Source organism: Thauera sp. ZXT1-4, assembly GCF_052598215.2.
The window spans coordinates 179,279-191,455 of the sequence record NZ_JBQWSN020000003.1 but is presented as its reverse complement, the minus strand read 5'-3'; the positions used below and the strand labels follow the sequence as shown (position 1 = coordinate 191,455).

At 65.2% G+C, this 12,177-nt stretch carries 13 protein-coding genes; 1 reads left to right on the top strand and 12 read right to left on the bottom strand.

All coding sequences use genetic code 11. The features are described 5' to 3' along the window. Window positions 1-31 precede the first annotated feature (31 nt). On the top strand, window positions 32-2,659 hold the full coding sequence (locus ACUH78_RS04355; RefSeq protein WP_057386208.1) for an AAA family ATPase: 2,628 nt from the start codon (window positions 32-34) through the stop codon (window positions 2,657-2,659). 45 nt (window positions 2,660-2,704) lie between these two features. On the opposite strand, the gene ACUH78_RS04350 is transcribed toward ACUH78_RS04355, so the two are convergent. From ACUH78_RS04350 to ACUH78_RS04295, 12 genes are all read right to left on the bottom strand, one after another. Continuing rightward, window positions 2,705-3,454, bottom strand: a complete 750-nt coding sequence (locus ACUH78_RS04350; RefSeq protein ID WP_003141008.1) for a TIGR03747 family integrating conjugative element membrane protein — start codon at window positions 3,452-3,454, stop codon at window positions 2,705-2,707. Beyond that, on the bottom strand, window positions 3,451-5,607 hold the full coding sequence (traD, locus tag ACUH78_RS04345) for a type IV conjugative transfer system coupling protein TraD (RefSeq protein WP_445332799.1): 2,157 nt from the start codon (window positions 5,605-5,607) through the stop codon (window positions 3,451-3,453). Before traD ends, ACUH78_RS04350 begins: the two co-directional genes overlap by 4 nt. Window positions 5,608-5,615: 8 nt before the next feature. Beyond that, window positions 5,616-6,149 carry an integrating conjugative element protein gene (locus tag ACUH78_RS04340; RefSeq protein WP_043496618.1) on the bottom strand — a complete coding sequence of 178 codons (534 nt, stop codon included), beginning with the start codon at window positions 6,147-6,149 and terminating at the stop codon, window positions 5,616-5,618. Next, on the bottom strand, window positions 6,146-6,766 hold the full coding sequence (locus ACUH78_RS04335) for a lysozyme family protein (RefSeq protein ID WP_445332798.1): 621 nt from the start codon (window positions 6,764-6,766) through the stop codon (window positions 6,146-6,148). The genes ACUH78_RS04340 and ACUH78_RS04335 overlap by 4 nt, the downstream gene beginning before the upstream one ends. Continuing rightward, on the bottom strand, window positions 6,751-7,470 hold the full coding sequence (locus ACUH78_RS04330; protein WP_445332797.1) for a TIGR03759 family integrating conjugative element protein: 720 nt from the start codon (window positions 7,468-7,470) through the stop codon (window positions 6,751-6,753). Before ACUH78_RS04330 ends, ACUH78_RS04335 begins: the two co-directional genes overlap by 16 nt. Before the next feature lie 86 nt (window positions 7,471-7,556). Continuing rightward, window positions 7,557-8,204: a hypothetical protein gene (locus tag ACUH78_RS04325; protein ID WP_445332796.1), complete on the bottom strand. Its 648-nt coding sequence runs from the start codon at window positions 8,202-8,204 to the stop codon at window positions 7,557-7,559. Continuing rightward, window positions 8,201-8,755 carry a PFGI-1 class ICE element type IV pilus protein PilL2 gene (pilL2, locus tag ACUH78_RS04320; RefSeq protein WP_203328726.1) on the bottom strand — a complete coding sequence of 185 codons (555 nt, stop codon included), beginning with the start codon at window positions 8,753-8,755 and terminating at the stop codon, window positions 8,201-8,203. Before pilL2 ends, ACUH78_RS04325 begins: the two co-directional genes overlap by 4 nt. 247 nt (window positions 8,756-9,002) lie before the next feature. Further along, entirely contained in the window at window positions 9,003-9,290 is a 288-nt protein-coding gene (locus tag ACUH78_RS04315; protein ID WP_445332795.1) for a hypothetical protein, read from the bottom strand. Between the two features lie 18 nt (window positions 9,291-9,308). After that, window positions 9,309-9,938: an RDD family protein gene (locus ACUH78_RS04310; protein ID WP_445332794.1), complete on the bottom strand. Its 630-nt coding sequence runs from the start codon at window positions 9,936-9,938 to the stop codon at window positions 9,309-9,311. An 18-nt stretch (window positions 9,939-9,956) separates the two neighbouring features. Then, the gene (locus ACUH78_RS04305; protein WP_033980421.1) at window positions 9,957-10,610 is read right to left on the bottom strand and encodes a hypothetical protein; all 654 of its coding nucleotides are present in this window, start codon (window positions 10,608-10,610) and stop codon (window positions 9,957-9,959) included. Then, window positions 10,610-11,662, bottom strand: a complete 1,053-nt coding sequence (locus tag ACUH78_RS04300) for a hypothetical protein (RefSeq protein WP_152993186.1) — start codon at window positions 11,660-11,662, stop codon at window positions 10,610-10,612. Before ACUH78_RS04300 ends, ACUH78_RS04305 begins: the two co-directional genes overlap by 1 nt. A 17-nt stretch (window positions 11,663-11,679) precedes the next feature. Beyond that, window positions 11,680-12,168: a hypothetical protein gene (locus ACUH78_RS04295; RefSeq protein ID WP_033980418.1), complete on the bottom strand. Its 489-nt coding sequence runs from the start codon at window positions 12,166-12,168 to the stop codon at window positions 11,680-11,682. Between the last annotated feature and the right edge of the window lie 9 nt (window positions 12,169-12,177).

Sequence of the window (12,177 nt, the reverse complement as noted above, 5' to 3'; positions counted from 1 at the left end):
ATCATCCTGGAGCGCGACGGAGGAACAAGAAATGCAGAAACCCGCCGCACAGCAAAAGACCGTCCTGGAAACGATTCTGGACTGGTCAAAGGATCGTCCACTCTGGCAGCGTGACGCCCTGCGCCGCATCATCGCAAACGGCCGTCTGACGGACGCCGATATCGGCGAACTCGTGGACCTTTGCAAACAGGGCAAAGGTGCCCCCGTAGGCGCGCTGAAAGCGGTACCGCTGGAGAAGGCCCACCTTCCGGCCAACCCCGGTCAGACCGCCGCGGTATCGCTTCTGTCGATCGCCGACGTGACCGGCGTGAACAACCTTGCCGCCGGTCAGACCCTCGGCTTCGAGCCGAATGGAATAACGATCATCTACGGCGACAACGGTGCGGGCAAGTCCGGCTACGCACGCATCCTGAAGCGCGCATGTCGTGCAAGGCATGCCGGAAAAATCGAACCCAATGTGTATGCCGATCAGCCCCCGAAGCGCGTCGGCGCGAACATCGCGTACGGGGTCGGCGGTGTGCCGCAGCCGGTCGAGCAGTGGCAGAACGGCGCAAATCCGCATGCAACGCTGTCTGCAGTGAGCGTGTTCGATAGCGACTGCGCCTCCGTGCATATCCGCGAGAAGAACGAAGTTGCATTCCGGCCCTTTGGTCTGGACGTACCGGATGAGCTTGCTGCAGCCTGTCAGGCGGTGAAGGATGCCCTCGCAGCTGAACAGAAGCAGCTTGAGAAGGCCCGCAATCCGATCTTTGCGGCGCCGACCTGGAAGGCCACCACGGCCGTGGGGAAGACGCTTGCCGCGCTGAACGCCAATACTGACGCAAAGAAGATCGAAACCCTGGCGGCGCTCTCGGCAGACGAAAGCGCCCGTCTTGAGCGTCTGCGGGCAGACCTGTCGAAGAATCCGACCAAGGCAGCGGCGGAACAGACCGTCAAAGCCGACAACGTCATGCGGCTGATTACCGCGGTGAACAGCGTTGCAGCCAAAACCACCGATGAGGAACTGCTGGCAGCCGCTGCCCTCGCCAGGGACGCACGGTCGAAACGGGGCGCCGCACGTCTTGCCGCGGAGAAGGCCTTCACGGGGGAACCCCTTGCCGGCGTCGGCGGCGAGACATGGCGGGCGCTTTGGGATTCCGCCCGACGCTACTCGACGGAGATCGCATACCCCGGACAGCCGTTTCCGCCGTCGGCCGAAGACGCGCATTGCATGCTTTGCCAGCAGCCATTGGAAGCTGAGGCACGTGCACGGATGGTGCGTTTCGAGGATTTCATACAGAAGGACACGGAACAGCTTGCACGCGAGGCAGAGAAGGCAGCTCAGACCGCACGTCAGACCATAGCTGCCGGGGCAATCGGCACGCGGGCGGTGAAGGCCAGTCTTGACGAGCTGGGCCTTCAGAATGAAGTGCTGCAGCAGCAGACGCGCCGCTTCATCGCCGCAGCCCGGCTGCGGCGCCACGTTCTGCTCAAAGCCCTGGGCGGAAACGGCGAGGTACAGCTTCCGCCCGTTCCACCGTCGCCGCTGCCTGATCTCGGCCAGCTTCAGACTACGATCCGCGACTACGCCGCGGAGCTGCGCAAGTCGGCTGACGCAGATGAACGCAAGAAGCTCGAAGCCGATTTCGCCGAGCTGAGCGACCGGGCGCTGCTCGCCGGCATGCTGCCGGTCGTCACTGACGAAATCCAGCGGCTGAAGACCATCCGGTTTCTGACCGAGTGTGCGGGCGACACGGCGACGAACACAATCACCAAGATGGGCAATGACATTGCCGACACCGTGATTACGCCTCGGCTGCGCGACAGATTTCAGGAAGAGATTGTCAGGCTTGCGGCGTCGAAGGTTCGCGTCGAAATCGTGCGCTCCGGCGGCAAGTACGGCTCACCGCAGTATCAGGTGCGCCTCTTCGCCAAGCCGGATGCCAAGGTCCACGAAATCCTGAGCGAAGGGGAAAAGACCTGCGTGGCGCTGGCCGCCTTCATGACCGAGCTTGCCACCGCGATGCACCGCTCTGCTCTGGTCTTCGATGACCCGGTGTCCTCGTTGGACCATCGCTGGCGTGGGCAGGTGGCCAAGCGTCTCGTGGAAGAAGCGGAAAACCGTCAGGTCATCGTCTTCACGCATGATTTGGTGTTCGTGAACGATCTGAATGACCACGCGACGAAGACCGGGCGGGCAGTGCGACTCACGACGCTCAGTCGTGGCGCCGCGGGAGCCGGTATGGTGGCCGACGGCCTGCCCTGGAAGGCCCAGAGCGTCGAAGATCGCATCGACAAGCTGGAGAAGGCGGCACGTGCGGCAAAGCTGCTGCATGACAACAACCAGGAAGACGAGTACGCCGTTGAGGTGGCAAAGCTCTACAACGCGCTGCGCGCCACATGGGAGCGCGGCCTGGAGGACATCGCTTTCGTCCGCGTTATTCAACGCCACAGGGACTACATCAACGCCAAGGACCTGAAGAAGGTCAGTGCGCTCACCGAGGCTGACTGCGATGCTTTCGCCGCCGGATTCAAGAAGTGCTGCGACATTGTTGACGCACACGATCCATCCAGCGGTAGGAATGCCGCGCCGCCACCACCTACTGATCTCTTTCAGGACATTCAGGCTTTGAAGGACTGGGCCGCGTCTCTGCGAGACAGGCAAAAGAAGATTGCTTGAAACGTATTTGCTATGGCTTCGTTCACCTGACCTGGCGCAGGGCAGCTACAGATACTTCTTGAACGTCGCCGCCGCAATGCACACCGCCACGCCGAGCAATGCGGCACTGGGCAACAGGATCAGCAGCGGGTTCACGCTGACCGGCAATGCCAGGTAAGTCACCCACGGCAGCACGGCCAGCGGGATCAGGCTGGCCCTGGCGCGGTGATAGATGAACCCCGACTCGCGTCCCGCGCCGAAGCGGCGGATGTCCCGGCGCACCAGGCCGTCCACCAGCCCGACGAAGGCGGCCATCAGGAACAGCGGCAGGGTCAGGCACAGCACCAGCAGCCGCACGAGGAAGACCAGCGTCGTATAGGCCGCCGCGATCAGGTAGCTCTCCACGTTCACATAGACCAAGCCGATGTAGTAGCGGAAATCCTTGGTCGGACGATGGCTGCCGGCGCTGGCCTGCGCCGAGGCGTCGCGTATCCAGTCCAGCAGACCGCTTTTCACGAACAGCCAGTCGTAGCCCTGCTCGACCAGCCGGTGCGCGGTGCGCCCCGGCTCCTGCACCAGCGCGCTGCGGGTGAAATGCGTGGAAAGCTGATCCAGCTCGTAGTGCAGCATGCCCTGCGCGTGGCGCCAGCCCTGCTCGGGCCAGAAGAAGTGCATGCCGACGCATTCGATCAGGATGCACAGCAGCAGCGCGCCGCACAGCACGCCGAAGAAGCGGAACGGCAGCGTGACCAGGCCGGCGATCAGGCCTTGCTGTCGTTGCTGCTGGCGTTGGGCCGCGACGGCCGGATCGCTCATGCTTCGGCCTCTTCAGCCGCGGCCATCTGCTTGAAGTCGTCCAGCAGGTCGTCGGGCAGCGCCTTGTCCTGCAGGCCGGGGATGCCTTGGTTCTCCCACCAGTCTCCTGCCTCGACGTAGTGCTGTCGCATGTAGCCGGCCAGCTCCTGCAGATCCTTCGGCATGGCTTCGTCGGGGTCGGGCGCAGGCAGCGGCATGCGGACTTTCCAGAGGTTGCCGCCCTCGGTCAGCGCGAAGCACTGCCCCTTGGGCAGCGCCACCACATGCGCCGGCTCGATCAACGGCACGCTGTTGCTGCTGATGCGGTCCTGGGTGTTGGACGTGAACGCGGTATTGCCGTGCGGATCGGAGCTGTCGGTGGCGCCGCTCATCAGCGCCGTGGCGTACACCTCGACCTTGGGCAGTTGTCGCGTCAGCAGCTCGGCGGTGGCGGTCTCGCGCACGCGCAGCATGAACAGGTTGTTGAAGTTGCCGACCACCTGGCCGGCCTTGGCACGATTGCCGATGCGGGCCTCGATGTCGCTCAAGGTCTGCGTGTAGGCCGTCACCTGCACGCCGGCACCGCCGCCCTTGTTGACCATCGGAATGAACTCGTCGCCCATGAGTTCGTTGAATTCGTCGGCGTGGACGTTGATCGGAATCTTGGTGCCCGCCGCGGCGCCGGGTAGCCCGTCGTCGATGCCGAACTTGTAGATGTGGCCGGCGACCGAGACCAGATCGCTGAACATCGAGTTGCCCACCGCCGCCGCGACTTCGGCGTCGGACAGCGCATCCAGCCCCACGTAGACCACCGCGCGTTTGCGGATGACCTGCATCCAGTCGAAGATCGGTCGCGGGTCGGACAGGTCGGAATAGTTCGGTGCGAGCAGTTGCGCGATCTTGCCGGTGGTGAGCTTCTCCAGCAGCGGCAGCAGCGAAGCGACGATCTTGTCGAAGTAGGTCCGGTCGTAGCGCACGGCGCTGCGCAGGCCGTCGAGCACCGGGTCATAGATGCGCACTTGGGACAGGTACTGTTCGAGGGCCACCACGCGCTTCTCGCGCCCGATCATGTTGCGCGGGATGTTCTTCTCGTTCAGCTTCGCTTCGAGCTGGACGATGACCTCCCAGGCCTTCGGCTCGTTCTTGGCGAAGTAGTGCTGGGCGTACTCGATGAACAGCGCGTCGATGTTGATGACGTGGCGCTGGATCAGCAGGTAGTCCGGCCGCTGCCCCAGCTCGACCAGGGCGCGCGCGATGATGTTGACGAAGCGCCAGGCGAATTCGCGGAACGCGGCGCTGTTGCCTTCGCCCGAGAGCTGTCCGGCGATGCGCGTGGCCACCTCGGAGATCCGCCCGAACCGGCCCACCGCGTTGTAGCGCGCCGAGATGTCCGGCCAGCCCAGATGAAAGACGTAGAACTCGCCTTCGCGCCCGGCGCGCTTGGCTTCGACGTACATGCGCTTCAACAGGTCGGCATCGCCCTTGGGGTCGAAGACGATGACCACCTCGTGCTCGCCGCGGACCTTGCGGCGGATGTCTTGCATGACGAACAACTCGGCCAGCCGCGTCTTGCCCACGCGCGTGGTGCCCAGCACCAGGGAGTGGCCGACGCGCTCGCCCAGCGGCAGGGTGACGTCGACCTCGTGCGGCTCGATGCCATGCAGGCGTGGCAGTCCGCCGACCGGCGGCAGCGGCCGCGCCGGGTTGAGCGGGCTGTCCCAGGCCAGCGCGCGCGCCAGCGTCGAGACGGGAAACGGCGCGAACTCCAGCCGCTCCTCCAGCCGCCGGGCGGCCCGGTAGATCGCCGTCGGCTCGACATAGCGGCGGAACTCCGGCCGGTAGGTCTGCATCAGCCGGTGCGTGTGCCGCTGCTCCCAGCGAAAGCCCCGGCCGACGAACAGCCGTTGCTGACTCACCGGTACGTCGCGGCTGGTCATCACGTAGCGCGGCAGGCGGCGGATGTTGCGGCGATAGCGCAGGATCGCCCAGGCATCGCGCAGGCGAATCGCGCCGAAGGTCAGGAAGGCCAGCGCCGAGCCCAGGCCGAGCAGCGGGTTCAGCGCGAGCGACCACGGTGCCACCAGGCACAGAATCGCGGCGCCGGTGCAGACCGCCACGGTGTAAAGCTCCACCGCTGGCCGCAGCAGCACCTCGACCGCATGCGGTTGGGCCATTTGCGCACCTACTGCTCGATGCCGGTGGACGTGATGAGCACCGGGTAGTGGCGCAGGCCCAGGCGCTGGGCCAGGTCGTCGCCGGAGGCCGGCGAGAGGGTCAGGCCGGGAGCCAGCCTGCGCAGCGCCGTCAGCGCGGCCATCGACTCCACGTTGACCACCAGGCCCACGGCCTGCAGCTCGCGCAGCGCCGCCTGCCGCTGCCGCAGCCAGGCGCGCGAACGCTCGTCGTCGCCGATCAGGAACAGCGCCGTCAGGCCCGGCGCCCGGATGACGCGGCGCTGCACCTCGCCCGGCGACAGTTGCGTCGAGCGCACCGGCAGCATGGCGGCTTCGGCGTCGGCCGCGTTGCCCACGCGCGGGGCTGGCATCGGGGCCGGCGGCGTGGCCTGGTCCGGCTGAGGATTCAGCGACTGGTAGTACGGCAGCGCGGAGTCGCCGCCGCGGTCTTCGACGACGATCAGCGGCGCGGAGGCGATCTGGGCGAAGACCGTGGTCGTGGGCAGCAGCGCGATGGCGGCGATGAGGACGATGTGGTTCATGGCGTGGTGACCTGAAGGGTTGGAACGGGACCGCCGGGGTCGAGCACGCGGTTCAGGTGCCGATGCACACTGCGCCGGTAGCGCGCCGCGGGTGCCCCGCCGGCGGGCCGGTGGTAGCGGCCGATGGCAAGCAGCCAGTCCTCGCCCGGCGTGTGCTGTTCGCGCAGGATTTCCGCAGCGATGGCGAGGTTGCGGTACGGGTCCAGCAGCTCGCACGGCTGCGTGTAGCGATGCGTGTGGTAGCCGAGATTGACCTGGCCGAGGCCGGCGTCGATGCGATTGGCCGGCGTGTGGGCGAGCGCACGGTGCAGCCCCGCGCAGGCCTCGGCGCGGGTGGCGTAGCGCTGCGGCGTGCCGGCGACGTTGAGCGTCCACGGCCAGGGGATCAGGCGCCCGCGCAGCATGGCGCCGCTCTCCTGCAAGGCCACCGCGTAAAGCACCGCCGCCGGCACGTCTGCACGATGCGCCGCCAGTCGATAGGCCGGCGGCGGCACTTCCCGCGCCAGGGCGGCCAACGCCCAGCCGCCGGTGGCGAGCAGCAGCGCGACGCTGGCGCAGCGGATGGCGACGCGGGATGGCCGACGCTTCCGGCCCGGGGTACCTATTGCCGCTGCCATCGGCCGTTCACCTCGCGCACCACGGCCGGCAGATCGCCGGACAGGCCGAGCGACAGCCAGCGCCCCGCATCGTGGTTGAGCGTGATGGTGCGGGCGCGCACCCTGGCCGGGTCGATGCCCGCCTGGGTGGCCCACTGCCGGATGCGCGCGTCGTCCTGACGGCTGCCGACCATGTAGAGATCGAAGGCCGTGCCGGCCGCCTGCAACTGCTGCACGCGCTGCGCGCACGGTGCGCAGTCGGCCTTGACGAAGACCGCCAGGCGCCCGGAGCCGGTGTTGCCGGCACCCTGCGCCTTGGCGCCGGGCAGGCTCACGCGCGGCTGGCCGGGAAACAGGCGCTGCCACGCCGCGTCGTAGGCGCGCTGGTAGGCCAGCGTCTTGCCGACGCGCTGGGCCTCGGCCTGCACCTGCAACTCCGCGTAGCGCCTGCGCTCCTCGTCGCTGCGGGCCTCGATGCCCAGCGCCGTGAGCGGATCGAGCTGGGGCGAATAGACCCCGAGCGGCCCCTGCATCAGTTGCCGGTAACGCGCCCACTCCTCGGAGCGAAGCCCCCACTCCCGCGCCTGCCTCTCGTCGAGCGCGGCATCAGCGCCCGGCTGCACCTGGGCGGGCACCATGCGCGAGTTCGTCACCGGGGCCGGCTGGGCGGATGCGCCGAAGGCGGCGAACAGGACGACGGCAGCGAGCAACGACCGCAGGATCATGGTCAGCCTCCGCCGAGCCGCCTCAAGGAGGCTGAAGCCCCCTCGGGGGGCAGCGAACGAAGTGAGCGTGGGGGTCATGACACCTCCTACGGCACCGCGATGCGCTGCGTCTGGCCGTTCACCTGGAACACGCCCGCCTGCGCCTCGATGGACTGCAGTTGCCAGCCGCCCTCGGCATCGCCCTCACGCAGCAGCCGGGCGCCCGCGAGCGAGGCCGCGGCGGTGGAGGTGATCGACAGAAAGCGCTCGCCTCCCCGCAGCTCCACGCCGAGCACCCGGAACGGCGGCTCCGGCACCTTGGGCTTCGTCGCAACCGGAGCGCGCGCGCGAGCGGCGGATGCCACCTGCCGGGTCTTCTCCAGGCGGGTTTCGATTCCGCTCACGCGCGCCTGCAGCGTCTGCAGGACGACGGCCAAGGCCCTCGTCTCGTCGGCCTCTTCGAGGCGCGTCATCCGCTCGTCCAGCGCCTGCCGCGCGTTGGCGAATTCGGCCTGGCTGATCGGCACCGGCCGGCGCTTGTCCGCATTGGCCTGGTGTTCGAGATCGGCCACGCGCAGGCCCAGCGCCTTGACCTGCGCATCCTGTGCGCTGCTCTGGGTCTGTTCGGCGAGCCGAGACAGGCCGACGCTGTTGATGAGTGCCACGGCACTGATGAGCAGCAGCCAGAAGGCCGCGGCGATCTTGAGCCAGCGCGTGCGGGAATTGCGCTCGGATGGCGCCTTGGGAAAGGTCATGGCTGCATCTCCTCGGGCCGGTCGGCGTCCGGCACGGGCGTGGCGGTGCCGGGCGGGTTGGCGGAAAGGAAGGTGGGAGTACCGTGCCGGCTGAAGCAGACCTGGCGGGTCAAGTCATCGACCGACAGCTCCCAGGCGGGGCCGGCAAGGGTCAGCAATGCATCGCGCAGCATCAGCGGGCCCAGGCGCAGGTGTGCGGCAGGCAGCGGCAGCGCGTAGAGGGTGGCGGCCTCGGCCGCATCGCAGAGCCGATAGCCGGAGCGCAGCAAGACGTGGCGCATGGCATCGCCCACGCTGGCATCGAGCATGGGCGGAATCGAGACTTCCACCGCCTGCTGCAAGAGATCACGCTGCGCAGGTTCCGGTACCAGCTCGACCAGGGTGTAGCGGCCGTAGCGGGCCACCGGAACCAGCCCCTGGTCCACCACCGAAGCTATCTCGTCGGGTGGCGCTTCTAACTGATCAGGGGTGGCCGGTGTCGTCGTGCAACCGGGCAGTAGGCCGCTGAGCACGGCGAAGATGCAGAGGAAACGAGGCAGAGACGGCAGCATGTGGCACCCCACTGTGACGGGATGCCTTCACCTTTGCAGAAACGTGCTGCGCGGGATGCCGAAAATCCGAAACGCGCGGCGCCCCATTTCCCAAGGGAGGGGCACATATCAATCAGCCAGCGTGACTGGCTCGCTGCTGGGCCGGAACTGCGACGATGGATCTATAGAGGCTGGAAAGTGCTGCCGGGGCTGGCAGCTCGGTGGGAGGCAGGGCAACGCTCTTTCTCACATGGACGGAAGACAGGGGTCATCGAATCATCGCCAAGAGGCCAATTGCGACAACAACGCCAATGACACCGGAAGCGGCAACAGCCCCCCATGTTCCCAGCTTTGGTTTCAGCCAGTAATAGCTGCCAAAGGCAACCAACCCGCCGACAAGGCCAAACAGCTTGACGATGATAACGGCCAGAATGGACGGCCAAAGCCAGTCCCATGAACCAGACTTTTTCTCGGTCGTAGCTGGTGCTGGCGTAGCCGCTGGCGTCGTTGTGGGCGCCGGCGCAGATGACGGTGCGTTCGGATCTTCGTAAGCCATTGTCTTCTCCTGTTGTGGTTATCGATTTCCTACGGCGTTCAATGCGCTCATCAAAATCAGCACAGCAAAGACGGCGGCGGTACACACAAGCGCGCGAACCACCCCCCATTTTTTGTGGAGTACCACTGCGCCGGCAGATGTATCCCACAACGTCGTGCCCGTTTTCGTGAGCCGCCGATACGCAAACAGTTGCGTGAACAATGCGACGAACGGAATGCCCAGACCGACACCCTGAATAAAGACAAGAAATGAGCGGTTCAGCGCCTCTGAAAAGTTCAGCAGGTCGCCGCCCGGATGTGCGACCCTGATGCCAAACAGCCACTTCGCCGGAGTCGTCCCGAACAGCGAGAGAAGCAGAGCCTCGGCGGGCAGCCAGATCAGATACAGCACGACACTGGCGATAATGGGATTTTCGATTGCCTTTGCGAAGCCCGCTGCCTGTTCGGGCATCGTCGCTCCGAAAGCAAATATCAAAAGAAGGAACAGCACGAAGCCCGCGGTGCAAATGTCGACCGTGCGCGCAAACAGTCGCCGCCACGGGTGATGCTGCCCTCCAAGAAAGGTCTTGCTTTGATCGACGGGCGAGGTTGATTGTTGGGCGTAGCCGCTGGTGGCAGGCGACGGGGCGTTGGGGTCTTCGTAGGCCATTGGCTGTTCCTGTTCTTCTTATCGAATCACGATGCTGCTCTTCAATCGGTTGTGCGCCGCCGTTGCCTGCGGATCGCCCTCAATGTACGAAAGCGTGATCAGGGCTTTCTCAGCGCCCAGCGGCACATGGTATTGAGTCACCCGCATCGTCTCTGCCGAGTTGGCCGACGATGTGCGTCCGTAGCGAATGATCAGGGCGGTCTGGCCTCCAATTTGTTCGACGGCAAAGCTCGGGCGTCCAACTTCCTTCATGCCGTACTTCGCCATGCCCGCCCACATCGTTGGGGACTCCTCGCGCCACACGTCCGCCAAGTCCTTGAGCACCTGCTGCTTGTTGGCCAGAACCTCCTGCCGGACATCCGCTTGAGTAAGCGGCGGCTCCATCGGGATGAACGACACCCGGACAAAGACCCGCGATGGTGCTGGATAGGACTGCGCCGAAAGCGATGCCACATGCTCAGTGGCAACCCCGGTGACCTTCTCCGCAAACTCCTTGACGCGCCTGCGCTGTTCCGCATCGCTGATCGTCCAGTCGCTCGGAACCTCAAGCTGGACTCGGCCTTTGACGTTGAGCTTGGTGTAACCGGCCGACTGCGCGGCAACCGACAAGGCGACCGAAGCCAACAAGCAGAAGCACAGGGCGGAGAATATTGTTCTTACTTTGTTCATCATCAGTTCTCGGTGAGGAGGCTGTTCAGCAGCTCCTGCTGGACAGCTTGCAACTGACCACGGCTCTGCGGCGAGCCGGTACCTTCGTAAACATTGATCGAGAGCGGGAGGGAGTTCAGGAGCGTGATCCCGCTGATCCCCGTGACCGGTCGGCTGGTTTCCCCAACGCTCATGTTCATCCGCATGGAAAAATAGACCGCGTTCCCGTCCCGCCCAATCGGCTCAAACTTCATATCAGACAGGCTGATGTCGCTGTTCTCGAACGACGCTTTCAACCGTCGATTGAGTTCGGCTGCGTTCACCCGCGGACTCGACTTGGAAAGACTGGAAAGGAATGCCTCTCGTGGCATTTCGATTCGCTGGAAATTCCCCTTCGGGCCGATGAGCTGGATCTGCAGCCAGTGATCCAGCATTTCCCTCCGGCCCTCGCGGTAGTCCTCCAGCTCGGTACAGCGGACTGCCGCATGCACGAGGCGGGAACCTTCTCCGAGGGAGCGTCGTGCCAAGTCCATCAGATCCACTTCGCGCGCCGATTTTCCTGGCGTGCAATAGCCACTCGGATTTGAGAACACGATCTGCTGGCCGAGCACGTTCACGGATTCCGTGGCTGCGTTCCGGTGGCTGAATGCCTCCGGAGCAGGCTGCTGTCTCGGTGTGACTGGCGCAGCAGTCGGCGGTGGATAGGCGGCGACAGCCGTGGTGGGTGCTTGCGCAACCGGAGCCGTCGTCGAAGGGGTGGACTCGTTCTTGGTCGCGTTGACGAAGATGATGAGCAGAAGCCCGATTCCCAACCCGATGCCGACCATCCACTTGCCGGTGGTCACATCGGAAGAAGTGTCGCCCTTTCCCGTTGGCGGCTGAGGCGTGGCGGAAGCAGCCGGGCTTGCCTCGGCCCGCATGGGAGGGGGCTCTGGAGGTGGTGGGGCGCTCGGCGGCGGGGCGACTTCCGGAACAGGTTTGCTGGCAGGACGATCCTCTTCTACATCCGAGACGAGTGTCGAGAGGCCGGAGAAGCCCGTGGCGTTTCCTTGTTGTTTGTCGTCAGCAGCAGCCACGGCTCCTCATCTCCATCTCATAGCCGCAGCTTGGTGTAGACGCCTTCGACCATGCAGTCGTCGCCATCCTCAAACCGCAGCCTTCCGGAACCGGAAGGCGAAATCGTCAGGTATGCCTCCTCGCCGAGCGCGAGGGACAGGCAACTCGATGTCTTGATGTACGAGTTCGTCCCGAAGACCTCATACCAGTCATCGTCCTCGTGACTGACCGTCACCACGTATTTCCCCGGCTCCTGCTTCGACAGACCAAAGACCGCCTTCACATCGCACTTGTCCTTGCTGTCGAAGAAGATGACCTCGCCGCCATAGCCTGACGTCTTGAGGATGGCTTCCTCGGAGTAGGCGTAGACATAGCAGTAGCGCGTCTGGATGATGATGTCCTTGCCGTCGATCTTGTAGACGTTGCTGCCCTTGCGGGTCAGGTTCACCTCGTAGTTCTCGGCCAGAGCAGGCGCTGCCTGAAGGCTCATCAATGTCGCGAGCGTCGCCAGAAGTGACTTCTTCATCGGCGTCAC